The organism is Williamsia muralis (assembly GCF_051487485.1).
GTDB lineage: Bacteria > Actinomycetota > Actinomycetes > Mycobacteriales > Mycobacteriaceae > Williamsia > Williamsia muralis_B.
Genome location: NZ_JAHVCV010000007.1, coordinates 55,477 through 78,001, shown reverse-complemented (window position 1 = coordinate 78,001; position 22,525 = coordinate 55,477). Strand labels below are relative to the sequence as shown.

Below are 22,525 nucleotides of genomic sequence, written 5' to 3'. Positions count from 1 at the left end.
TCGGGTCAGCCAGCCTTACGTTTTGCCGGGGCCTTTTTGGCAGCGGTTGATTTCGCCGCAGCCTTCTTGGCCGGAGCCTTCTTGGCAGGTGCCTTCTTCGCGGCCGTCTTCTTCGCGGGCGTCTTGCCCGAATCAGAGTCCTCGCTGCCGTCTGCGTCGTCGGAGTCGTCGGCCGAGCCGGTGCGGTTCTTCACCGATGCGCGCAGCGCAGCGAGCAGGTCGGCCACCTCGGAGTCGTCGTCTTCGTCCTCCGCCTTCTCAGGTGCGGTGAACGCTTCGGTGCCCTCCGCCTTGGCCTCGATCAGCTTGCTCAACTCGTTCTGATAGGTGTCCTCGTACTGGGTCGGGTCGAAATCCGCCGACATCGACTCGATGAGCGAGGCCGCCATCTTGAGTTCCTGCGGCTTGAGGTCGGGCGACTCGTCGAGTGACGGGAATGCCGCCTCGCGGACTTCGTCCGGCCAGAGCAATGTCTGGAGGGTCAGCACATTTCCGACCACTCGTAGTGCTGCCAACCGGGTGCGGTTACGGAGGGTGAAGGTGGCAATCGCCAGCCGGTCTGTGTCTTTGAGCGCCTCGCGCATCAGCGCGTACGCTTTCGGCGACTTGCTGGCCGGCTCCAGGTAATACGGCTTGTCGAAGTAGATCGGGTCGACCTGGTCAACCGGGACGAAGTCGGTGATCGAGATCTCCGGACTGCGCTGGACGGGCAGCTCGGCCAGATCGTCCTTGGTCAGCACCACGGTCTGACCGGTGTCGCTCTCGTACGCGTTGGCGATCTGCGAGAACTCGACCTCTTCGTCGGTGCCCTCTCGGACCTTTCGATAGCGGATGCGGGTGCCGTCGTTCGAGTCGACCTGATGGGATTTGCGATCGTGACTCTCGGTCGCTGAATAGACCTTGACCGGTACGTTGACCAAGCCAAAGCTGAGATCGCCTTTCCAGATCGAGCGCATATCGTCATTGTGCAGGTATCTCGCACAAGACGCAGCCCCCTCCACCAGGAAAGTCCGAGCCATGGCCAGCCGCAACACACTCGAGGTCGACGGTCACAAGATCGCAGTGACCCACCTCGACAAGGTGATCTACCCGGCAACCGGGACCGTCAAGGCGCAGGTCATCGAGTACTACAGCGACATCAGCTCGATGATGTTGCCGCACATCCGTGACCGGCCGGTGACCCGCAAGAGGTGGCCGGACGGTGTGAACTCGACCCCGTTCTTCGAGAAGAACCTGCCCGACCATGCGCCGGAATGGCTCGGGCGGGTCCGTCTGGACCACAGCGACCGCAAGGTGGTCTACCCGGTGCTGACCTCGCGTGCCGAGTTTGTCTGGCTCGCACAGCAAGCCGCGTTGGAGCTGCACGTGCCGCAGTGGACGCTGCCGCCGGGTCAGGCCGACGTCCCGTACAAAGTCGATCGGATGACCGATCGAGTGGTCCTCGATCTCGACCCCGGGCCGGACGTCACGTTGTTCCAGTGCGCGAAGGTGGCGCTGCGCATCAAGGAGATGCTCGACGGCATCGGACTGCCGTGCTTCCCGGTGACCAGCGGCTCCAAGGGAATCCACATCTATTTCCGGCTCGACAAGGCCATCTCGTCGGATTCCGCACGCAAGGTCGCCAGGCAGATCGGCACCCAGTTGCAGAACGAGACCCCCGATCTGGTGACTGCGCAGATGACCAAATCGGTGCGCGGCGGCAAGGTGTTCGTCGACTGGAGCCAGAACAGTGCCTCCAAGACCACGCTGGCGCCCTACTCGATGCGTGGCCGCGAGGAACCCTGGGTCGCCGCTCCCCGGCACTGGGATGAGCTGGCCGACAAAGACATCCGGCACATCTCGTTCGACGAGATGCCAGACAGGCTTGAACATTTCGGCGACCTGCTGATCGGACTCGAAGCAGAATCCGGCGACGGCGAGGTCGCGGCGAACCCAGAAAAGCCCGAGAAGCCAGCGCCCGGCAGTGCCGCGGCTTCTCCGCCGGTGGTCGACCTCGGGGAGTACCGGCGCAAACGCGACGAGCGAAAGACGCCGGAGCCGTTCGGCGACAGCCGATCCGAAGACGAGCAGGCCGCCGGGCCCATCTTCGTGATCCAGGAGCACCACGCCCGCCGGCTGCACTACGACTTCCGGCTCGAACGGGGCGGGGTGCTCGTGTCGTGGGCGGTGCCCAAGAACCTGCCGCTCGACGGTGACCAGAACCGGCTGGCCGTGCAGACCGAGGACCACCCGATCGACTACGCCGACTTCGCAGGCGACATCCCCGCCGGGGAGTACGGCGGCGGGCATGTCGAGATCTGGGACCGCGGCACTTACGAGACCGAGAAGTGGCGCGACAAAGAGATCATCGTCCGATTGCACGGCAAACGAATTCAAGGCCGGTATGCGCTGATCAAGACCGGCGACAAGAACTGGTTGGCGCATCTGATGTCCGACGAGCCGCGGCCGATCGTGCCCGACAGCCTCGCCGACCCACGACCGATGCTCGCCACCGACGAGCTCATCGAAGAACTGACCGACGACAAGTGGGCTTTCGAGGGCAAGTGGGACGGTTACCGGATCCTGTTGCGCTACATCGAGGGAAAGCTCCAGCTCACGTCGCGTTCGGGCATCGACATGACCAAGGACTTCCCCCAGCTCCACCCCATCGCCGACGATCTCGGACTGCTCGACGTGGTCCTCGACGGCGAGGTGGTGGCGTTCGACGAGAAGGGCCGTACCAACTTCACCCGGCTCGCCGGACGCAGCGCGGCCACCGAGGACCTCGACATCAAGTTCTTGCTCTTCGACATCCTCTACCTCAACGGTTCGTCGCTTCTCAAGCTCAAGTGGGAGGACCGGCGCAAGCTGCTCGAGGAAGTCGCGCAGGCGTTTTCGTCCGATTCGCGGGTGCAGCTGCCGCCGCTCCTCGACGGGCCCGGCTCCAATGCCGTTGCCATCAGCCGTGAACGGGGCTGGGAAGGGGTGGTGGCCAAGCGCCGCGATTCCATCTATCAGCAGGGTCGCCGCACGAAGACGTGGCGGAAACAGAAGAACTGGACCGACATCGAGGTGGTGATCGGCGGCTGGCGTCCCGGCAAAGGAGGCCGCAGTCAACGCATCGGGTCACTGCTGATGGGGTTGCCGGAGGCAACCGGCCTGCGTTACGTGGGCCGGGTCGGCACCGGTTTCACCGACAGCCAGCTCGAGTCCCTGATGGAGGAACTCGAGCCGCTGCGCCGCAAGACCTCGCCGTTCATCGGCAACCTGGATCGGCCTGTGGAATCCGACGCCGTATGGGTGTTGCCGAAGCTTGTCGCCGATGTGAGATTCATGGACTGGACGAGCACCGGTCATCTGCGTCACCCCTCTTGGCGTGGAATCCGCCGCGACAAGCTGCCCGGGGACCTGTGACGGCGGTTCGGCGGGCGCGTGACGCCGACGATCGACCGATGCTGAACGCGTCGGGTTGTCCGCGGCGCGTTACGGTCTAGCCTGGCGCTCGTCGTGACCCCCCTCGCTCGTTCGCCCCGAATTGGGTACCCCGAGTACTGGCTGCCCGAATCGGTCGCCCCAGATCGGTCGTCACAGCCGTACAGAAGGAGGCCACGTGCTCGTCGTCGCGCACATGAGTGATCTGCATTTCAACGGGACCCTCCGCGCCCGCCGGCGTATCACCGCTGTGCTCGACTACATCAACGCGCGTGCCGAGGGCATCGACGCACTGGTGATCACCGGCGACATCACCGACACCGGCAAGCAGTCGCAGTACGAGGAAGCGGCCGCCACCCTGCGCAGCGATTTGCCGATCCTCATCTGTCCCGGCAACCACGACGACCGCGGCGAGTTCAGTCACGGCCTCCTCGGCACCCACATCACCGACCGGCCCCTCAATCACTCCCGGACCATCGCGGGCGGCCTGTTCCTGGTGTGCGACAGCTCGATTCCCGGGCGCAACGAGGGATATCTCGACGATGCGACCATCGCGTGGATGGATGCCGAGATCTCCTCGGCCGGTCCGCACGTCCCGGTGTTCATCGCCTTCCACCACCCGCCGGTCATGCTGCAGATGCCGTTCATGGACACTATTCGTCAGACCGGCGAAGAGCGACTGATCGCCCTGGTCGACAAACATCCCAACATCGTCAACTTCATGTGCGGCCACGCGCACACCGGTGCGGTCACCGCCTTCGCCGGGCGCCCGCTGTGTCTTGCGCCGGGGGTTGCGTCCACGCTGAATCTGCCCTTCGAAGGCGCCGAGGTGATCAACGAGGGCCAGCCTCCAGGGCTCGCCTTTCATGTGTACGCCGAAGGCCGTGTGATCAGCCACTTCCGCTCGGTGCCGGTGGACTGACACCGGCCCGGACGCGCTATCGGCGGAGGCGATCGATCAGCCAGGCAGGTGCGACGCCGTCCCCGATGCGCCGGCATCCGTCGAGCTCCACCAACACACTCGATCCACCCGAGCCATCCGGTCGACGCAACACCACCGTTGCCATCTGTGTGGCGGCAACGCCGCACGCAGGTGCGGCCGACGCGTCGAGGTACGACCGGATCATCTGCGCACTCTCATGCGCCGAGAGCCAGATCTGCCACCCGCCGGGTACCGGCTCGTCCACTCCGTGACGACATACCTGCAGCGGACCCACGTCATCGATCGGCAGGGGCAGGACGGACAGGACGGGACCGACACCCGCCGCCACCTCGCGCCGGACGACTTTCAGGGCGGCATCGTCGACGTGGAGCCCTCCGCTCGATCGCTCGGTGCAATTGCGGGGCAAGGTGATCGGGACCCCGGTGTCGAACGACTGCCGTCCGACTTCGTGCAGCGCTCTGAGCGCATCAAGAGGCTCCTCCCGAAAACTGCACGGAACCGACGGCCAGGCCGGCCGGAATGCGCGACCTCGGGCGTCGACCAGCCACAGCCCGACAGCCGGATCCACACTGATGGCGCAGCTGATCGACACGTTGTCGGGATATCGCCTCGATTCGATCGAGAACGCCTCCACCACCGCGGCAACGTCGCCGGCCAGTGATACGGCGTCGACTGTTGTGTTCCCCGCCGGGTTCTGCGCGAGTTCACACCGCACCACGGACACCGGCTCGAAGCCGTCAGGTGGGTAGCCGAGCTCAGGGGCCGGTGCGATGTCCGCCGAGGGCCACTGGCCCAGGCCGGTCAATCCCGTGTAGATGTCCGGGGTCAGACAGTCGGCGCGGTCGACGATCGGGGCGGCCTTCGGGGTGAACAACACGAAGTCGGGACCGAAGATCATCCCGGGGGCACAGGCTGTTGCCAGCACCCCGACGATCGCGACAAGGATCAGCCGCGTGGTCGGTCTGCGCTCTGCTCTCAGCCCCTTGTGTCGGGAAGGCCGAGCACGCGAGAGGCGTCGAGGTAGATGTCCCACTGGTCCACCTTCGCAGGCACGGCGACGTGGGCGAACAGATCGGTGATTGTTGTCGTCGCACGGGCCACTGTGACGCCGGCGACCTGGAAGTCGACGGCCGCACGGCGCACCTGGTCGGGAGAGGTCACCAGCACCACGTCGCGAAGTCGCAGCTCCGCGGCTTTCTCGGCACCGAGCAGTGCGCTCTGCACCAGGGTGGTTGCGCGTGGTTCCACGTGAATCATCGACGAAGCGATGGCCTTTGTCGTCAGCCATTCTCGGACGCCGGGGTTGTTGCCGACGACGATGATGGGCGACCGTGGGGCTGCCACGGCCTGCAGCCAGGCCGCGACCAACCGGGCGGTCATCTCGCCATCGAATCCACCGGCCGCCGGCGGGCCGACACCGATGAGGACGATGCCGGTGGACGGCGACAGCAGGCGCGGTACCGGATCGGGACCGACCAGCACTCCCGTGCCGACAGCGGTCAGTGCCCGCGAGATCGCCGCCGCACGAGCGGGATCAACACTCCGCAATGCGTTCACCGCCGCCTGGGTGGTGGCCCTGTCGGCGTTGTAGTCCGACCACAGCGCCTGGAGCGCCAGCGCATCACGGTCGCTCGGGTTCGCCGCGAGCAACCTGCGCAAGGCGTTCAGACCGGTCGCGATGTCGCCGGTGCGGAACCCCAGCTGGGCGGCGTTGTACATGCCGGTCACGTCGCCTGCCGATGCGGTCGGCATCACGGCGATGGTCGGGCTGATCACGGTCGGAACCATGGCCACCGCCCCGGTGGACATGCCGATTGCCGCCGCGGCAACCACGAACGTCCGGTTTATGCGCGTCACACGCGCAACATGAGTCACTACAGCCACAGTAGGGCACCAGAGCTACGGCCTCGCACCCACGCGGTCTCAGGTCAGTAACAAGCCCGCGATCGCCGTCCGGCGCCGAACCGCAGCCCTCGGCGCACCCTCACCAGGGCGAATCGACCTGCCGTTCGTGGACGGGCGCGGCGGTCTTCCAGCTCTCGACGCCGTGGTCGGGAGTACCGATGATCGTCTCGCCTGCCGTCACCTCGGCCCAGTGGGCATGGTTGATCTGATGCAGCGAGAAGCAGGCGTTCAGCGCGTTGTAGAAGCCCATGTTGTCGACGGACTGGTTCACCGATTCCTTGATCAGCAGGGAGGCAACCGTAGGACGCTGAGCGATCCGGCGAGCCAGGTCCAGGGTCTTGTCGGCGAGTTCGTCGGGGGCGAAGATCTTGCTCACCATCCCGATCTGATGCGCCTCTTGCGCGCTGATCGAATCCCCGGTCAGCAGTAGCTCTTTGGCCCGCCTTGGCCCGAACTCCCACGGATGACCGAAATACTCGACACCACACATGCCCAGGCGCGACCCGACCACGTCGGCGAACATCGTGTCGGTGTCCGCGGTGATGAGGTCGCAGGCCCACGCCAGCATCAGACCCGCGGCGTACACCGTGCCGTGCGTCTGGGCGATGGTGATCTTGCGGAGATTGCGCCACCGCCGGGTGTTGTCGAAGAAGAAGTGCCACTCCTGCAGCATCCGGGCTTCGGTGCCCGCTTTGGTCCCGCCATAGGTGGACATCGTCGGATGCTGGTCCGGGCCGGGCGCTCGTTCGGCCCGGTCGTCCGACGACCCGAGGTCGTGGCCGGAGGTGAACATGGGTCCGGTGCCGCCGAGGATGATCACCCGCACCCGATCGTCTGCCTCCGCGGCCTTGAATGCCTCGTCGAGTTCGACCAGCAGGCCGCGGTTCTGAGCGTTGCGCGTCTTCGGCCGGTCCAGCATGATCCGGGCGATGGCGCCGTCGTCGATGAGCTCGTAGGTCAGGTATCGGGGCATGGGTTTCTCCCGTCGAAGGCGGACAAGTTAATCCACATTCGCACGTCCCGACACCGGATCGCTCCTAACCGCGTTTCGCTCGGCGTGGCCAGGCCTGGCGGGGCAAGGTCTGGACCACCGCACGCTCGTCCGGTGGTTGTATGGAAGTCGAACAGCCACACCGGGCTCGGACGCTAGGAGATCCACATGGCCGCCCCACTTTCCCGACGCGATCTCGACTTCATGCTCTACGAATGGCTTGATGCCACCGCATTGATCGAGCGCGAACGCTACTCCGAGCATTCCCGTGAGACGTTCGACAGCATCCTCGACCTCAGCGAAGATATCGCCATCAAGCGGTTTGCACCACACAACAAGAAGGCCGACCAGAACGAGCCCACCATGGGTGCCGACGGCAAAGTCGAGATGATCGACGAGGTCGGCGCCGCACTCGACGAGTTCAGCAAGGCCGGGTTCATCGCGGCCCAATTCGACGATGAGGTCGGGGGCATGCAACTGCCCACGGTGGTGACCCGTGCCGCCATGGCGTGGTTCCAATCCGCCAACGCATCCACGTCGTCATATCCCTTCCTGACTATGGCGAACGCCAACCTGTTGGTGGAGTACGGCACCGACGAGCAGATCGACACCTGGGTGCGGCCGATGCTCGAAGGCCGTTTCTTCGGCACCATGTGCCTGTCCGAGCCGCAGGCCGGTTCATCGCTGGCCGACATCACCACCAAGGCCGTGCCCGTCGACGACGGCAGCTATCGCATCACCGGCACCAAGATGTGGATCTCCGGCGGCGATCACGAATTGTCCGAGAACATCGTGCATCTCGTGCTGGCGAAGGCACCCGATGGTGGCCCGGGCGTCAAAGGCATCTCGCTGTTCGTGGTGCCGAAGTTCCTCGCCGACGGAACCCGCAATGACGTTGTGCTGGTTGGCCTCAACCACAAGATGGGTAACCGCGGCACCAGCAACACCCTGCTGAACTTCGGAGAGGGCAAGTATCAGCCCACGGGGGAAGCCGGTGCGGTCGGCTATCTCGTGGGCGACGTCCATCGCGGTCTTTCGTACATGTTCCGGATGATGAACGAGGCCCGGATCGGTGTCGGGTTCCTGGCCACCTCACTCGGCTACGCCGGATATCAGCAGTCGCTCGAGTACGCCAAGACCCGCACGCAGGGCCGCGTACCCACCAGCAAGGACCCGGCCTCTGCGCCGGTGCCCATCATCGAGCACGCCGATGTCAAACGAATGTTGTTGGCGCAGAAGTCATACGTGGAGGGAGCCCTGGCCCTGGGCCTCTACTGCTCCAAGTTGGTCGACGAACAGCAGACCGCCCCCTCCCCAGAAGAAGCCGCCCGGATCGAATTCCTGCTCGACGTCCTCACCCCGATCGCGAAGAGCTGGCCATCGCAGTGGTGTCTGGAAGCGAACAGCCTGGCCATCCAAGTGCTCGGAGGGTACGGCTACACCAAGGAATTCGATGTCGAGCAGCTCTACCGGGACAACCGCCTCAATCCCATTCACGAAGGCACACACGGCATTCAGGGTCTGGACCTACTCGGTCGCAAGGTGGTGATGAAAGGCGGCGCAGGGTTGCAGCTGCTCGTCGACACCATCTCCGCCACCGTTGACCGGGGCGCGAGCGTGGACGCAGCCAAGGCAGACGCCCTGCGGACGGCCGTCGAACGATTGGTCGAGGTCACCGGGCAGCTGTGGTCCGCCGGAGACCCGGCGGTCAGTCTGGCGAACTCATCGATCTACCTCGAGGCCGCCGGACACGTGGTGATCGCCTGGATGTGGCTCGAGCAACTCATCGCGGCCGACGGTGGGCAGGGCGACTTCTACGACGGCAAACGTGCTGCAGCCCAGTACTTCTATCGATATGAACTGCCCCGCACCGGCCCGCAGTTCGATCTGCTGGCCGACCTGGACCGCACAACTCTGGACGCCGACCCGAACTGGTTCTGACCTCAGAGGCGCTCGACCCACACACCCTCCGGCTCCGGCCACGGCCTCCGGTTGCAACCGGAGGAACTCACCGAAGCCGGAGGGGTTGGCCCCCGCCGGCTTCGGTATCAGCTCTAGAGCGCTTTGAGTTCTTCGATGACCAGGCCGACGGACTTCTTGGCGTCGCCGAAGAGCATCGAGGTGCCCGGGGCGGTGAACAACGGGTTGTCGATACCGGCGTAACCCGATGCCATACCTCGTTTGAGGACGATGACCGAGCGCGACTGATCGACGTTCAGGATCGGCATCCCGTGGATCGGGGACGACGGGTCGTTGCGGGCGGCGGGGTTGGTGACGTCGTTGGCGCCGATGACGAGGGTGACGTCGGTGCGTGAGAACTCACCGTTGATGTCATCCATTTCCTTCATCGCGTCGTACTCGACATCAGCTTCTGCCAGAAGCACATTCATGTGCCCGGGCATACGACCGGCGACCGGGTGGATGGCGTACTTGACCTCCACACCCTTGTCTTCGAGGATGCTCGCCATGTCCTTGACCGCATGCTGGGCTTGGGCCACCGCGAGCCCGTAACCGGGAACCACGATCACCTGCGAGGCATAGGCCATCTGGATCGCCGCATCGGCGGCTGAGGTGGCCTTGACGGTGCCCTGCTCACCGGCCGGACCGCCCACCGCTGCGTCGCCGCCCCCACCGAAGGACCCGAACACAATCGCCGGGATGGACCGGTTCATCGCCGTGGCCATCAGGTTGGTCAAAATGCTGCCCGAGGCGCCGACGATCATGCCGGCCACGATCATCGCGGTGTTGTTCAACGCCAAACCAGCTGCCGCTGCCGACAATCCGGTCATCGCGTTGAGCAGCGAGATCACCACCGGCATGTCCGCGCCGCCGATCGGCAGCACCACGAACAACCCCATGATGCCGGCGGCGATCAGCACCAGCACGATCCACCACTGCGACGAACCCTCACCCGGAGTGGCGTTGACACCGATGTACACACACGCCGCGACAGCAACGATCAACAAGGCGATGTTGGCGAGCTGGAAGGTCTTGGCGTTCTTGACGAATGCCTTCTCGACCTTCTTGTTCATCAACTCCTGCAGCTTGAGGAAAGCGATCAGCGAACCCCAGAACGACACCGAACCGATGATCGCCGCGAACAGCGACCCGATCACGATGTGGATGGTCGGGGACTCACCGTGCTTGAACTCGGAAAACCCTGCCGTCTCGATGAACTCGGCCCACGCGATCAACGCGACCGTGCCACCACCGACACCGTTGAACAACGCCACCAACTGCGGCATGGCCGTCATCTTGGTGCGTTTGGCCGGCGGCACACCCAAGATCACACCGATCAGCAGACCCGCTGCGATCAGGATCCAGTTGATGGCATAGGTGTCACGGATGTCGATGAGCGTGGCGACCACGGCCAAACCCATACCGGCCGCGGCAATCCAGTTGCCACGGACCGCGGTCTTGGGACCTGTCAGCCCGGACAGACCGAAGATGAACAGTGAGAACGCAATGATGTAGAGGATCTGGACGAGGTTGTTCATTTGTCAGCTCCCTCAGCCGGCGCGACCGGCGCCTTCTTGCTCTTGAACATGCCCAGCATCCGGTCGGTCACCAAGAACCCACCGACCACGTTGAGGGTTCCGAAGATCAACGCGACAAACGCGATGATCCGCACACCCCACGGGGCGTCATCAGGCAAGCGGCCCAACACGATCAACGCACCGAGCACCACGATGCCGTGAATGGCGTTGGTACCCGACATCAACGGCGTGTGCAACGTGTTGGGGACCTTCGAGATGACAGCGAAACCCACAAAACCCGCCAACACCAAGATCGCGATATTCGCCAATAGACCCGAATACATCTCAGGCACCTGCCTTCACGTCAGTCGTCTCGCGCGTCACGCACGCCTTGGCCAGCACTTCGTCCTCGAAGTCCGGGGCGAGGTTGCCCTCGTCATCGAGCATCAACTCCAGCAGCGCGAGAATGTTCTTGGCGTACAGCTCCGAGGCGTGCTCGGGCATCCCCGCAGGCAGATTCAGCGGCGAGCAGATCATCACGTCGTGCTTGACCACGTCTTGGCCCGGTTCGGTCAGCTCGCAGTTGCCGCCGGTCTCACCGGCCAGATCCACCACCACCGAGCCCGGCTTCATGCCTTCCACCGCAGCGGCGGTCACCAGACGCGGTGCCGGACGACCGGGCACCAGGGCGGTGGTGATCACCACGTCGAATCCCTTGATCGCGTCCTCCAGAGCCTGCTGCTGCTTGGCCCGCTCGTCGTCGGTGAGTTCACGGGCATAACCACCCTCACCAGCAGCGTCGATCCCCAGGTCCAGCCACTGCCCGCCCACGGATTTGACCTGCTCGGCCACCTCCGGGCGCACGTCATACCCGGTGGTCCGCGCACCGAGGCGCTTCGCCGTCGCCAACGCCTGCAACCCGGCCACACCCACCCCGAGCACCAGCACCGTCGCGGGCTTGACCGTGCCCGCGGCCGTGGTCAACATCGGAAAGAAGCGGGTGGAGCGCTCAGCAGCCAAGATCACGGCCTTGTAGCCGGCCACGTTGCCCTGCGACGACAACGCATCCATCGACTGCGCACGCGAAATACGTGGAATGGCCTCCACCGCAAACCCCTGCACACCGGCCGACTTGAGGGCACCGATCTGATTCTCGGCATTACGCGGAGCCAAAAATCCGATCAACGACGAACCCGACTTGAGCTTGCCGATCTCCTCATCGGTGGGCGCGTCGACCTTCACCACCACATCAGCCGACCACGCATCACCGATCGACGCACCAGCCGCCACATACAACTCATCGGGAATGAGCGCACCCAGACCCGCGCCGGACTCGACGATCACCGACACGCCCTTGTTCACCAAAGACGCCGCGACCTTCGGAACCAACGCGACCCGACGCTCCCCCGCAGCCGTCTCGCGCACAACGCCGACACTCATACACGCTCCCTCGTCATGGGTGCGGGCAAGTCACACGGTGCGGCCCGGTTTTCGCCGCCCAGAATTTTTTGCCCACCAATGCCTGATGTGGCGCACGACACGCGCACGCCACATCACTTTGATGGAACATAGCATGATCAAATGGCCTGCCCGGTGTGGCATAGCGCACTGCGATGAGTGACACAGATCTCGACTCATGCCTCTTTGATCAGCGCGTTTGGGCCACGCAAATGATCAATGGGCGTTGTCAGAACTGCACTGCGGTGACGACCTCACCTGTCGGCTGCGGTGAGCCGCCCTCGGGTTCGATGGTCACCGCGATCCGGTCAGAACCGGTGAGGTCCGTGATCGGCACGGCCTGCCGCACGGGCTCGGCGCCCATCGTCCCCACCGAAGTCGGGTCGTGGCCCTCGCCGAGCAACCACATCTGGTACGTCTGTCCGGGCGGTGTGGGCGGTAGGCCCTCAGCGATCACAACAGCCTGATTGGCCTCTCGTGATGTCGCGACGATGACACTTCCACCGTCACTGAGCGAGTCCCGCTTCAGCTGCATGTCTGCCGACCCGAGAATGGCCATGGTCTGCTGTTCGAGCGCGCTGACCGGCGCCTTTTCTTCGGGGGCGGTGACGCGTCCGACCATGACGCCGCCGATCACGAGGATCAGCGCCGCTGCCACGGCACCGACGGCGATGCTGAAACGTCGACGACGTTCGGCCAGGCTGATCACCTTTGCCGGCTCGGCGTCGGCCTGCGGCACCGCGGTCGGAAGCGCCGCGAGCACTGCTTCACGCAGCTGGGGCGGCGGGGGTGTCTCGTCGACCGCGGTCATCTCCACGAGAGCTTCGCGGGTGCGGCCGATTTCCCGCAGGTACTGGGACCGGACGGGTTCAGGTTCCTGGGCGAGTTCGCGTTCGAGGCGCTCCACCTCGTCGTCGTCCAGGGCGTTGATCGCGTAGAGCTCGACATGCTCGTCGAGCCAACTGTGGTCAGCCATGTGAAGTCGCCTCCAAGCAGTCTTTGAGGCGTCGCAGTCCGTCGCGGATGCGGGATTTGATGGTCGGGAGTGCGGCGTCGAGCCGCTCGGCGACCTGCCGGTAGGTCATGCCGCCGTAGTACGACAGCTCGATGCTCTGCCGCTGGGTGGCGGTGAGGCTGCCGAGGCACACCATCACGTCGGATCGTTCTTCGGCCGCCACGACCGAGTCGGCGACGGTGTCGGTGGGTGTCTCCACGTTGGAGACCGAGTAGTCGTGGCCGCGTTTGCCTGCCGCTTCCTCACTCCGGACCCGATCGACGGCGCGCCGGTGGGCGATGGTGAGCAGCCAGCTCAGCGCCGACCCCGACGCGGGATCGAAACTGTCTGCCTTCTGCCAGACCTGCAGGTACACCTCCTGCACTGTCTCCTCTGCGTAGCCACGATCGCGCAGAACTCGAAGGATCAGCCCGAATACACGGGAACCCGTCGCGTCGTACAGCTCGGCGAAAGCCTGTCGATCATGGCCGGCCGTCCTGATCAACAGATCAGCTAGATCTACCCGAGCTCCGGGAATTCGGTCGGTCACATCCATGACACTAGCGATAGTCATCAACTCACCTACTCGATCCGGAACACCCGGTTGTGCCAACCGGTCGCTCCGTCGGGGATGGGGGCGACCCTCTCTTCGGGTTGCACTGCCCCCGTTTCGTCGGTTGCGCGGCAGTAGACGGTGTGTTGGCCGGGGGTGGCCTGCCAGGTCCAGAACCACTGTCGCCAGGTGTCATTGGAGTACTCGGTGGCCAAGGTCGCGGTGTTCCACGGGCCGTTGTCGACCCTCACCTCGACCTTCGCGATGCCTCGGTGCTGCGCCCAGGCGGTGCCGGCGATCACCACATCTCCCACGGGCAACTTCGACAATCCTGCGGGCCTGTCGATCCGCGATGCGGTCTTGATCGGCGCCTTGACGCCCCAATCCCGCTTGGTCCAGTAGGCCTCGGCCTTGTCGAATCGGGTGATCTCCCAATCGACGACCCATTTGGTCGCCGAGACGAAGCCGTACAGACCGGGCACGAGCTGCCGAACGGGATAACCGTGCTCCAGGGGAAGCGGTTCACCGTTCATCCCGATGACAAGCATTGCGTCGCGACCGTCGGTCAGGGCGTCGATCGGAGTACCGGAGGTCCAGCCGTCGACACTCGTCGAGAAGAGCATGTCGGCGTCGTCCTGCACTCCGGCGCGCTCGAGAATGTCTTTGATCGGGTAACCGGTCCAGCGAGCCGTGCCGGCCAGGTTGCCGCCGACCTCGTTGGAGACGCAGGTCAGTGTGATGATCCGCTCCTGGGCCTGCATGTCCATGAGGTCGTCCCAGGTCAGGGTGACCTCGTTGTCCACCATGCCGTGGATCTTCAGGCTCCACTCACCGGTGGTGAGCTTGGGGACCTGGAGCGCGGTGTCGATGCGGTAGAAGTCGGCGTTGTTCGTCATGAACGGCGTTGCGCCGTCGATCCCGACATCGGCGCCCGCGGGTATCGGCGCCGCGCCGCTGGCGGGACGGGGAAGCCGGACCCTACGCCGGTCGGCGATGACATCGCCCATGGTCGACACCTGCCGGCCGATGAACGCGGCTGCCACCGACGCCGCCGCGACCACTCCGGCAGAGATGCCGAATTGGCGCCGGGACAACCCTCTCGACCCGGTGTCGGACGAGCTGGGCGCGGCGTGTGACCCGGTGTCGAGGGGAGCGGAGACGTCCTTGGTGGCCGTATCGTCACGGCCCGCGCGTCTCCCTCCGAAGAGAAATCCCCGCAGACCTCTGAGGACCAGGATGCCGACGACCATTGCCACCAAAGACGGTGCGGCGTACCACATGTCAGATGTCGGTCGATGGAGCGCAGCGAGCACCCCGAAGGCGCCGAACGCGACGATGAGTGCGGAACCGATTGGAACAGTGCGCCGTTCGGCTATTCCGGCCACGATCGCGAGGACAACCACGGCACCGGCGATGCCCCACAACAGAACCGGCTTGTCATTGGTGCCGAAGGTGTCGATCGCGAACTCGCGAACCGGAGCGGGAGCCCGGTCGACAAGGAACGAACCGACCGCATAGAAAGGTGATGCGTAGGAAGAGACGGCCGCTGCCGCCAGTTCGCCCGCTGCCAGGCCGGCACCAACCGCGATCAGACCGGCAAGTCCGTCGCGTGCCATCGCTGCGATTCGCAATTGCTCAGCCTTTCAAGAGAAGTCATCGGGTCGGTATCGATGAGGGATTCGGCGCCGAGAACGTTACGGATGGTCATGACCTGCCTGAAAAAGTTTTTCCATCCACACCCATCCGATTCCGGCACAGCTCCGAACCTGCAGTGATCGACCAAGTGATCGACACACTCCGCCACAAGATGGTGGACGAAGTCGTTTGCGCCTCCGTAAAAGACAGCAATGGATAGGACAGCGAACATGGCTCTCAAACGAATTCAGCGACTTGCAGTGACCGTGGCGGGCGTCGGCCTGGCAGTAGGACTCGTGGCGGGGTGTTCGGACGACAGTTCCGACTCGTCCTCGAGCACAGCAGCATCGGCACCGATGACCTCGTCCGAAATGACCTCGGGCTCAAGCGCTTCGGCAGAGCCGGCTTCGCTGGTCGGACCGGGCTGCGCGGCATACGCCGAGGCCAACCCCAGCGGCGCGGGCTCCGTGAACGGCATGGCGATGGATCCGGTGGCCACCGCCGCATCCAACAACCCGATGCTCAAGACCCTCACCCAGGCCGTCTCCGGACAGCTGAACCCGCAGGTCAACCTGGTCGACACCCTCAACGGTGGCGAGTTCACCGTCTTCGCGCCGACCGATGATGCCTTCGCCAAGATCGATCCGGCCACCATCGAGACGCTGAAGACCGACAGCGCGTTGCTGACCAAGATCCTGACCTACCACGTCGTGCCGGGTCAGCTGACCCCCGAGCAGGTCGCGGGCGAGCAGACCACAGTTGAGGGCCAGGCCGTCAACGTGACCGGCTCGGGCGACTCGCTCAAGGCCAACGATTCGGCAGTGGTCTGTGGTGGTGTGAAAACCGCCAACGCAACCGTCTACCTCATCGACACCGTGATGATGCCCCCGGCCATGTGATCCATGTCCGACGCGTCATCTCACAGCTGAGGTAGATCAAGATTCGGGCCGGGACGGTTCACCCCCCGACCGGCCGTCCCGGCCCGAGTCGCATGCCGATAACACAATTTTCCAGGGTCTCCCATATCGTGGGGGGTGTGACGGTAGGCCCGGTCCCTGGTGATCAGATCGAAACCGCTCCGGCGGAGTCCGATCCGGCCGAGCGGCGAACCATAGTCGACTTTCTGCGCAGACCTGTTTCAGTTCAGGTTCTGCGCTTTTGTGCTGTCGGGATCGCGTGCACCACTGCGTATGCGCTGATGTACCTGAGTCTTCATCCGCTGATCGGCGCGCAGGCCGCGAACTTCGTCTCGATGCTGATCGCGGCAGTTCTCAACACCGGCGCCAACCGCGCCTTCACTTTCCGGCTTCGGGGACAGCGGATGATCCTGCTCCATCACGTGCAGGGCATCGCAGTGTTTGCGTTCGGCTGGTCGCTGAGCGCGTTCTCGCTGTTCGTCCTTCACCAGATCTCCGAGCACCCCTCGAGCAAGCTGGAACTGGCCCTGCTCATGCTGGTCAATCTGATCGCGACCGCGGTGCGGTTCTTCACCTTCCGGCACGTCTTCTCACGGGCTCTGGCCCGCCAGCTCGAGGCCGGCGGCCAGAGAACCCGCTAGAGCGACGCAGCGTGCCTGCCGGCTCGACGACCGAAGAAGGACCCCTCACCCAGCTGCGTTCCACTGGCGTAGCCCTTGCCGTCCTGGGCGATGTTCGCTGCGCCTGCGCCTGCGGCATAGAGCCCCTTGATGACCGAACCGTCGTCGGTGAGCACCTGGCCTTCGGCGGAGGTGGCAAGACCGCCCATCGTGAAGCCGGCGTACATCGCCTTGCCGAGTGACATGTCGAACGCCGCCCATGGTCCCTTGTCCTGGGGCGCAAGCCACTCCGCACGCTTGCCGAAGTCCGGGTCTTCACCGCGGGCGGCGTTCTTGTTGTACCGGTCCAGCGTCTCTTGCAGCTGTCCTGACGGGATACCGAGCCCGTCTTCCATCTCGGCCACGGTCTCCCAGCCGTCGATGAACGGGACGAGAGGGAACTCCGGGCGTTCCATGTGCGCTTCGTCCACGATGAGGTAGGCGATCGCGTCCGGCTGCTCCATCACGAATGCCGATGTGCGTGAGTGGTAGGAATCCTCGTTGACGAAACGACGGCCGTCTTTGTTGACCGCAAGGCCCGTCAGGAGGATCGACGGCGGGTACAGCGGCGCAGTGACAAACGACTGATCCATGTGCTTGAGCCCGCCACCCACCGACGCGCCGAGCCGGATCCCCAGCCCGTCGTCGTAGGTGCTTCCGAGGGTGTACGGCTTCTCGGCCAGTTCCGGCGTGAACTCGGCGACCATCGATTCGTTCATCACGAACCCGCCTGCCGCGATGATCACCGCTTTCGCGCGAATGAAACCGGTCTCCTGCAACCGCTTCCACTTCAGCCCGACAACAGCGCCGGACTCGTCGACCACCAGGTTGCGGGCGCCGGTCTCGTACCGGATCTCGTTACCCGTCTCGGCAAGCCGCTTCACCAGGAGCTCGGTCACCATGCCAGCCCCACCGGTGTCGCCTTTGACGGGCACCTTGTGACCACGCGGCGCCGGCTTGGCCTTTTCACAGAACGGCCAGACCTTCTCGTTGCCGGTGAACATCAGGCCCTGGGTGCCGGGCTGGATGACGGCCTTCTCGGGGCAATACGACCGCTCGAACTCGAAACCGAGACTTTCGAGCCAGTTGAAGTGCTCGACACTGCCCTGGCAGTAGGCGTGGATCTTGTCCGGTTCGGGATCGCGGGAGACGGCGAGGAGGTACTTCTCCATCTCCTCGGGCGAATCCTCGTGCCCGGTCGCCTGCTGCACCGGTGTGCCGCCGCCGAGGTAGAAGTGACCACCGGCCATCGCCGATGTCCCGCCTGCCGCCGCAGCCCGCTCGAGGACAAGCACACGGGCGCCGGCCGACGCGGCCTCCACCGCCGCGCTGCCGCCCGAGATGCCGCACCCGACCACCACGACGTCCACCTCATCGGACCATTCCGACACCTCGGAAACGGGCACTACCTCGGGCAACTCCGCCTGCATCGCGACTTCCTCACTTGTTTGACCGTCAGACGACCGCCATATCGGACAAATCGTCAAACTAGAACTCGTTCTAATTTAGGTCATTTCGGTGATGAGTGCCATGGCCTTGCACTGTTCGGTGAGCGTCATGGTCGATTGGTTCAGCTCCCAGTGCACCTCGCTCGCGCCGAGTTCACTCGCCTGCGCCAGATCGGTGGACAGGGTCTCGGCGAACCGGTCGAGTGCACCGGGCAGGGAGTCGCGGATCGGATTGAGCCGTAGCGCAACCGGGCCACGGCCCCCGGCCTCCCGATATTGGCCGATCGCTTCGGTGGCCGAGGTCCAGGTGGTGACCGGGTACATGAAGCCGTCCGCAATGGCCGCCGCCTGTGCGACACCCTGCGGTGTCATCGCCGCGATGTACACGGGCAGTGTCGGCTGGGCAGGCTTCGGTTCCACCCAACTCGGTCGCAGCCGGTAGTGCTCGCCTTGGAACGACACCGGGCCGGGGCGCCAGCATCGGCGCATCAATTCCAGATGTTCGGCGAGCGCGTCCACCCGGGAGGTCATCGACACCCCCGCCGACTCGTGTTCGTGCGGGGTCCAGCCCTGGCCGATCCCGACGTCGAGCCGTCCGCCGCTGAGCCGATCGAGGGTGGCCAGCCGCCGGGCCAGGACCACCGGCGGCTGGAACAGCGCGTGCACCACCGTGGTCGCGAGCCGGACCCTGGTGGTGTGCGCGGCCGCCCAGGTCAGCATCTCGATGCAATCCCACACCGGCCGGGGTGTCTGGCAGGCCTGGCCGAGGGGTCCGGAGTCGGCCGGCAGCAATAGTCGGTCGGCCGAGGACACACTGTGAAAGCCGAGGTCATCGGCGGTGCGGGCGATCTGCGCCACCGAATCGGCTCCGGCCAGCGGCCCGAAGGTGGGCAAGCTGATACCGCGGCGGATTGCCGCCATCGCCGCACCTCCTCGGTCCAGGGTTTGTTGTTCTCACCCGTATGGACCGGTGCTGCGGCGTTATTTCATCGACACCTGTCACACGTGTTCGGAGATGAGCACCGCAGTGCAGTCCGGTTCGAGGGCTTCGAACGTGTGCGGTAGATCGCCCGGGTAGCTGATGTAGTCGCCCGGGCCCAGTTCGACGGGGTCATCGATGAGTCCGACAAGGGCCCGACCGCTGCCCATCACCAGATGCTCGACAACTCCGGCCATGTGAGGGTCGGACACCCGCGGCTCGCCCGGTTGCGCCGTGATCAGGTAGATGTCGCGGCGGGCGTGTGGCGGACACGCAGCAAGCACAGTGGCCATGTAGTCGGACTGCTCCGACGCCACCGCAGGACCTTCACCGGATCGGATCACCTGCACGCGGGGGGTCGGCGGCTGGACGAGATGGGCGAAGGGCACATCGAGGGCGGTACTGAGCGCCCACAGCGTCTCCACACTCGGATTGCCATTGCCGGCCTCGAGTTGCGACAGCGTCGATTTGGCCACTCCCGCGCGGCGGGCCACCTCGGCGAGCGAGAGCCCCGTACGTTTCCGTTCGCGTTGCAGTGCTGCAGCGATTGCCTGCAGTGGCGCTCCGGCCATGTCCGACCTCCGGTTTCGTCGACAACCCCCGTGCCGTTCGGCTCAGACTACCTTCGTTCGGCTTGACGAACACCGCGGACATCGTTCACCATGTTGACCATGCGTTCGATATGGCGAACACCCCGGCTCGGCATCTCGCTTGATACCGCCACCACCCGCGACGTCGCACTCGTCTGCGCCGCCGTGGGCGTTGTCGGACTGTCCTTCGGCGCCATCGCCGTCAGCAGCGGCTTCCCCCTGTGGATGCCCCTGCTGATGTCGGTGGTCGTGTTCGCCGGTGCATCTCAGTTCACATTCGTCGCGATCCTCGCCGCCGGCGGTGGGATCTTCGCCGCGGTCGCCGCCGGGTTGCTGGCCAATGCCAGGCACATCCTGTTCGGCTTCTCGATCGGCGACGTGCTCGGGAAGTCCATCGGATGGCGGTTGCTCGGATCGCACCTGATGATCGACGAATCGGTTGCGTTCACGCTTGCGCAGGACGCACCAAAGATGCGTCGAGCAATCTATTGGGCATGCGGCGCAGGACTTTTCGTCTCGTGGAACGTCGGGGTGCTCGTGGGTTCGGCGGGCGGCACACTCATCACCGACACCGACGCCTTCGGATTGGACGCCGCGTTCCCGGCGGTCCTCCTCGCTCTCATCCTGCCCGCGATGCGCGAGCGAGCCACCCGCAACGCCGCGCTCGCCGGTGCCGTCATCGCCGTCGGCACCTCGTTCTTCACCCCGGTGGGGGTACCGGTACTACTCGCTTTGGCTGCGCTGGTGCTCGTCGTTCCGATCCCCCGCCGTCGACGTGCGGCCATCGGATGAACACCTCGACGCCCGCCCTGCTCGTCGGTATCGCCGTATTGGCCTTGGGTACGTACGCTTTTCGGTTCGTCGGACCGGTGCTCGCAGCTCGGGTGACGATGCCTCCGGACGTCCACCGGCTCACCACCGTCGGCAGCGTGGTCCTGCTGACCGCGCTCGTCGCGACCTCCACTCTCATCGACGATCAGCACTTCGCGGAGCCGTCCCGCATCGTCGGCGTCGCGGTTGGCGGCGTCCTCGCCTGGCGCCGGGCGCCTTTCGTCATTGTCGTGGCGGCCGCAGCAGCGTGCGCAGCGCTACTGCGCCTGGCCGGCCTCCCCTGACAACGACATTCGGGCGCCGAGCCGGACTGTCAGGCGCCCAGCCAGGTCAAGATGTCTTTGGTGACCGGGTCGGTGATGTCGGCGTAGGCGGGATGCTTCTTCAGGAATGCCGAGACCAGCGGGCACACCGCAACAATCCGCTTACCCTGTGCGCGAACATCATCGAGCGCCTCGGAGACGAGGATCGTGGCCAGGCCGCGTCCTCCGAACGCTTCTTGCACCTCGGTGTGGTAGAAAACCCGACTTTGTTCGCGGTCTGCGTAGGCTGCGAATCCGACGACCTCGCCGTCCACGGAGACCGTGTACCGGCGCTTGTCCGGATCGGGTGCGACGGTCACAGGCGCACCGGTCTTGTCGGTGATGGTGGAACTGTTTTGAGTCATGCCACGACAACCTTTCCTTGGTATCCGCTATTCCACCGACATCAGGACTCAGCCGTCAGACGTGGTTTGATCCGGGCATTCGGCAATGTCGGTGCAGGCAGGCGGTCCACGCCACCCACGTAGCCCTCGACGTGTCCGAACCGCTCGGCTTGCGCCTGCCACTGCGTCCGGTACTCCACGATCTCCTCGTGGCTGCGTCCGACGAAGTTCCACCACATCACCAGGTCCTCGCCGAATGGTGTGCCGCCCAACAGGATCATCCTGCACGGGCGTTCGTCGGAGCTCTGCAACGTGATGTGATGGTGCCCGGGGGCCAGGTAGGCCAATTCCGTCTGCGCCACCTCGGCTCCTTCCACACTGACCGAGCCCTGGTCGACCAGCACACCGTGCTCGAACGTGGGATGCACGGGGATGGTGACGGACGCACCCATGTCGAGATCGATCTGAGCGCCCAGCAGCGGGCTGAAGGTGGTGACAGGCGACGACTTGCCGAGCAGATCGCCGATGAAAACACTCACCCGGCCGCCGTCGATCGCGATCGGTTCGGGAACGAAGTGCTCGAAGTTCCGCGCCGTGTCGCGCGATTCGTCAGGAAGGGCCACCCACAGTTGCACGCCGTGCAACGTGGTGGTGTCGGGCGTCGAGACCTCCGAATGGGCGATCCCATGACCCGCCGTCATCAGATTCACCTCGCCAGGGCGGACGAAGGCGTGCACACCCAGACTGTCGCGGTGCTCGATCTCGCCGGTGAAAAGCCAGCTCACCGTCTGCAACCCGGTATGCGGGTGCGGTGGCACGTCCATTCCACCAGTGGTCCTGACATCCGCCGGACCGTAGTGGTCGGCGAAGCACCAGGCTCCGATCAGGGACCTGGCACGCTGCGGCAATGTGCGGTGGACGGTCATGGCACGCGGACCGCCCAGCGGAACGTCGCGCGACGTCAGGATCTGCACGTGATGCCGATCTCCGGGGGCCGGTGAGCAATCGATTTCCGGACCGTTGACCACGTTGCTCATACTGGCGCCTCATTCCTCACCTTGTCGGTGGGCATTTCATTTCGTGACATTT

At 64.9% G+C, this 22,525-nt stretch carries 22 protein-coding genes; 7 read left to right on the top strand and 15 right to left on the bottom strand.

All coding sequences use genetic code 11. The annotated features are described in order from the left end of the window. Nucleotides 1-5 precede the first annotated feature (5 nt). Entirely contained in the window at nt 6-956 is a 951-nt protein-coding gene (locus KXR83_RS19275; RefSeq protein WP_437426192.1) for a Ku protein, read from the bottom strand. A 61-nt stretch (nt 957-1,017) separates the two neighbouring features. Here KXR83_RS19275 and KXR83_RS19270 point away from each other — a divergent pair, with 61 nt between their 5' ends. Both KXR83_RS19270 and KXR83_RS19265 read left to right on the top strand, forming a co-directional pair. Continuing rightward, nucleotides 1,018-3,393 (top strand): ATP-dependent DNA ligase, encoded by a 2,376-nt coding sequence (locus KXR83_RS19270; protein ID WP_437426191.1) that lies wholly within the window; start codon nt 1,018-1,020, stop codon nt 3,391-3,393. A 196-nt stretch (nt 3,394-3,589) separates the two neighbouring features. Further along, nucleotides 3,590-4,333, top strand: coding sequence for a metallophosphoesterase (locus KXR83_RS19265; protein WP_247210501.1), 744 nt, complete (start codon nt 3,590-3,592; stop codon nt 4,331-4,333). Between the two features lie 16 nt (nt 4,334-4,349). On the opposite strand, the gene KXR83_RS19260 is transcribed toward KXR83_RS19265, so the two are convergent. The 3 genes from KXR83_RS19260 to KXR83_RS19250 form a co-directional block, all read right to left on the bottom strand. Continuing rightward, entirely contained in the window at nt 4,350-5,387 is a 1,038-nt protein-coding gene (locus KXR83_RS19260) for a hypothetical protein (protein WP_437426190.1), read from the bottom strand. After that, nucleotides 5,330-6,211: a YdcF family protein gene (locus tag KXR83_RS19255; protein WP_437426189.1), complete on the bottom strand. Its 882-nt coding sequence runs from the start codon at nt 6,209-6,211 to the stop codon at nt 5,330-5,332. The genes KXR83_RS19260 and KXR83_RS19255 overlap by 58 nt, the downstream gene beginning before the upstream one ends. 127 nt (nt 6,212-6,338) lie before the next feature. Beyond that, the gene (locus tag KXR83_RS19250) at nt 6,339-7,232 is read right to left on the bottom strand and encodes an enoyl-CoA hydratase (protein ID WP_062796652.1); all 894 of its coding nucleotides are present in this window, start codon (nt 7,230-7,232) and stop codon (nt 6,339-6,341) included. Between the two features lie 186 nt (nt 7,233-7,418). Here KXR83_RS19250 and KXR83_RS19245 point away from each other — a divergent pair, with 186 nt between their 5' ends. Continuing rightward, nucleotides 7,419-9,191 carry an acyl-CoA dehydrogenase gene (locus KXR83_RS19245; RefSeq protein WP_437426188.1) on the top strand — a complete coding sequence of 591 codons (1,773 nt, stop codon included), beginning with the start codon at nt 7,419-7,421 and terminating at the stop codon, nt 9,189-9,191. Nucleotides 9,192-9,304: 113 nt separating this feature from the next. Here KXR83_RS19245 and KXR83_RS19240 read toward each other — a convergent pair whose 3' ends face one another. From KXR83_RS19240 to KXR83_RS19215, 6 genes are all read right to left on the bottom strand, one after another. Continuing rightward, nucleotides 9,305-10,747: an NAD(P)(+) transhydrogenase (Re/Si-specific) subunit beta gene (locus KXR83_RS19240; protein WP_437426187.1), complete on the bottom strand. Its 1,443-nt coding sequence runs from the start codon at nt 10,745-10,747 to the stop codon at nt 9,305-9,307. Then, nucleotides 10,744-11,070 carry an NAD(P) transhydrogenase subunit alpha gene (locus KXR83_RS19235; protein WP_437426186.1) on the bottom strand — a complete coding sequence of 109 codons (327 nt, stop codon included), beginning with the start codon at nt 11,068-11,070 and terminating at the stop codon, nt 10,744-10,746. The genes KXR83_RS19240 and KXR83_RS19235 overlap by 4 nt, the downstream gene beginning before the upstream one ends. Before the next feature lies 1 nt (nt 11,071). After that, on the bottom strand, nt 11,072-12,166 hold the full coding sequence (locus tag KXR83_RS19230; RefSeq protein WP_437426185.1) for a Re/Si-specific NAD(P)(+) transhydrogenase subunit alpha: 1,095 nt from the start codon (nt 12,164-12,166) through the stop codon (nt 11,072-11,074). A gap of 247 nt (nt 12,167-12,413) precedes the next feature. Next, entirely contained in the window at nt 12,414-13,160 is a 747-nt protein-coding gene (locus KXR83_RS19225; protein WP_437426184.1) for an anti-sigma factor, read from the bottom strand. Next, nucleotides 13,153-13,752 carry an ECF RNA polymerase sigma factor SigK gene (sigK, locus tag KXR83_RS19220; protein ID WP_223249489.1) on the bottom strand — a complete coding sequence of 200 codons (600 nt, stop codon included), beginning with the start codon at nt 13,750-13,752 and terminating at the stop codon, nt 13,153-13,155. Before sigK ends, KXR83_RS19225 begins: the two co-directional genes overlap by 8 nt. Nucleotides 13,753-13,760: 8 nt before the next feature. Then, the gene (locus KXR83_RS19215; protein WP_437426183.1) at nt 13,761-15,347 is read right to left on the bottom strand and encodes a molybdopterin-dependent oxidoreductase; all 1,587 of its coding nucleotides are present in this window, start codon (nt 15,345-15,347) and stop codon (nt 13,761-13,763) included. 249 nt (nt 15,348-15,596) lie between these two features. Here KXR83_RS19215 and KXR83_RS19210 point away from each other — a divergent pair, with 249 nt between their 5' ends. Together KXR83_RS19210 and KXR83_RS19205 are read left to right on the top strand one after the other, a co-directional pair. Continuing rightward, complete coding sequence (locus tag KXR83_RS19210; protein WP_437426182.1) at nt 15,597-16,265, top strand: fasciclin domain-containing protein; 669 nt, start codon at nt 15,597-15,599, stop codon at nt 16,263-16,265. A 137-nt stretch (nt 16,266-16,402) separates the two neighbouring features. Further along, nucleotides 16,403-16,924 carry a GtrA family protein gene (locus tag KXR83_RS19205; protein ID WP_437426181.1) on the top strand — a complete coding sequence of 174 codons (522 nt, stop codon included), beginning with the start codon at nt 16,403-16,405 and terminating at the stop codon, nt 16,922-16,924. Here KXR83_RS19205 and KXR83_RS19200 read toward each other — a convergent pair. The 3 genes from KXR83_RS19200 to KXR83_RS19190 form a co-directional block, all read right to left on the bottom strand. Next, entirely contained in the window at nt 16,921-18,372 is a 1,452-nt protein-coding gene (locus KXR83_RS19200) for an FAD-binding protein (protein WP_437426180.1), read from the bottom strand. The genes KXR83_RS19205 and KXR83_RS19200 overlap by 4 nt on opposite strands. Nucleotides 18,373-18,447: 75 nt before the next feature. Beyond that, nucleotides 18,448-19,311 carry an LLM class flavin-dependent oxidoreductase gene (locus tag KXR83_RS19195; RefSeq protein WP_437426179.1) on the bottom strand — a complete coding sequence of 288 codons (864 nt, stop codon included), beginning with the start codon at nt 19,309-19,311 and terminating at the stop codon, nt 18,448-18,450. Between the two features lie 78 nt (nt 19,312-19,389). Continuing rightward, complete coding sequence (locus KXR83_RS19190) at nt 19,390-19,941, bottom strand: helix-turn-helix domain-containing protein (RefSeq protein ID WP_023954365.1); 552 nt, start codon at nt 19,939-19,941, stop codon at nt 19,390-19,392. A 99-nt stretch (nt 19,942-20,040) separates the two neighbouring features. Between KXR83_RS19190 and KXR83_RS19185 the strand changes: the two genes are divergently transcribed. Together KXR83_RS19185 and KXR83_RS19180 are read left to right on the top strand one after the other, a co-directional pair. Next, entirely contained in the window at nt 20,041-20,751 is a 711-nt protein-coding gene (locus KXR83_RS19185) for an AzlC family ABC transporter permease (RefSeq protein WP_437426178.1), read from the top strand. Beyond that, nucleotides 20,748-21,074 carry an AzlD domain-containing protein gene (locus KXR83_RS19180; protein ID WP_437426177.1) on the top strand — a complete coding sequence of 109 codons (327 nt, stop codon included), beginning with the start codon at nt 20,748-20,750 and terminating at the stop codon, nt 21,072-21,074. Before KXR83_RS19185 ends, KXR83_RS19180 begins: the two co-directional genes overlap by 4 nt. 29 nt (nt 21,075-21,103) lie before the next feature. On the opposite strand, the gene KXR83_RS19175 is transcribed toward KXR83_RS19180, so the two are convergent. Together KXR83_RS19175 and KXR83_RS19170 are read right to left on the bottom strand one after the other, a co-directional pair. Beyond that, entirely contained in the window at nt 21,104-21,457 is a 354-nt protein-coding gene (locus tag KXR83_RS19175; RefSeq protein ID WP_030176496.1) for a GNAT family N-acetyltransferase, read from the bottom strand. Nucleotides 21,458-21,498: 41 nt separating this feature from the next. Beyond that, entirely contained in the window at nt 21,499-22,473 is a 975-nt protein-coding gene (locus KXR83_RS19170; protein ID WP_437426176.1) for a pirin family protein, read from the bottom strand. Nucleotides 22,474-22,525 lie beyond the last annotated feature (52 nt).

Coding starts and splice junctions, on each gene's coding strand:
- KXR83_RS19275 (WP_437426192.1), bottom strand. CDS start 956: ATGCGCTCGATCTGGAAAGGCGATCTCAGCTTTGGCTTGGTCAACGTA.
- KXR83_RS19270 (WP_437426191.1), top strand. CDS start 1,018: ATGGCCAGCCGCAACACACTCGAGGTCGACGGTCACAAGATCGCAGTG.
- KXR83_RS19250 (WP_062796652.1), bottom strand. CDS start 7,232: ATGCCCCGATACCTGACCTACGAGCTCATCGACGACGGCGCCATCGCC.
- KXR83_RS19245 (WP_437426188.1), top strand. CDS start 7,419: ATGGCCGCCCCACTTTCCCGACGCGATCTCGACTTCATGCTCTACGAA.
- KXR83_RS19240 (WP_437426187.1), bottom strand. CDS start 10,747: ATGAACAACCTCGTCCAGATCCTCTACATCATTGCGTTCTCACTGTTC.
- KXR83_RS19235 (WP_437426186.1), bottom strand. CDS start 11,070: ATGTATTCGGGTCTATTGGCGAATATCGCGATCTTGGTGTTGGCGGGT.
- KXR83_RS19230 (WP_437426185.1), bottom strand. CDS start 12,166: ATGAGTGTCGGCGTTGTGCGCGAGACGGCTGCGGGGGAGCGTCGGGTC.
- KXR83_RS19225 (WP_437426184.1), bottom strand. CDS start 13,160: ATGGCTGACCACAGTTGGCTCGACGAGCATGTCGAGCTCTACGCGATC.
- sigK (WP_223249489.1), bottom strand. CDS start 13,752: ATGACTATCGCTAGTGTCATGGATGTGACCGACCGAATTCCCGGAGCT.
- KXR83_RS19215 (WP_437426183.1), bottom strand. CDS start 15,347: ATGGCACGCGACGGACTTGCCGGTCTGATCGCGGTTGGTGCCGGCCTG.
- KXR83_RS19210 (WP_437426182.1), top strand. CDS start 15,597: ATGGCTCTCAAACGAATTCAGCGACTTGCAGTGACCGTGGCGGGCGTC.
- KXR83_RS19200 (WP_437426180.1), bottom strand. CDS start 18,372: ATGCAGGCGGAGTTGCCCGAGGTAGTGCCCGTTTCCGAGGTGTCGGAA.
- KXR83_RS19195 (WP_437426179.1), bottom strand. CDS start 19,311: ATGGCGGCAATCCGCCGCGGTATCAGCTTGCCCACCTTCGGGCCGCTG.
- KXR83_RS19190 (WP_023954365.1), bottom strand. CDS start 19,941: ATGGCCGGAGCGCCACTGCAGGCAATCGCTGCAGCACTGCAACGCGAA.
- KXR83_RS19185 (WP_437426178.1), top strand. CDS start 20,041: ATGCGTTCGATATGGCGAACACCCCGGCTCGGCATCTCGCTTGATACC.
- KXR83_RS19180 (WP_437426177.1), top strand. CDS start 20,748: ATGAACACCTCGACGCCCGCCCTGCTCGTCGGTATCGCCGTATTGGCC.
- KXR83_RS19175 (WP_030176496.1), bottom strand. CDS start 21,457: ATGACTCAAAACAGTTCCACCATCACCGACAAGACCGGTGCGCCTGTG.
- KXR83_RS19170 (WP_437426176.1), bottom strand. CDS start 22,473: ATGAGCAACGTGGTCAACGGTCCGGAAATCGATTGCTCACCGGCCCCC.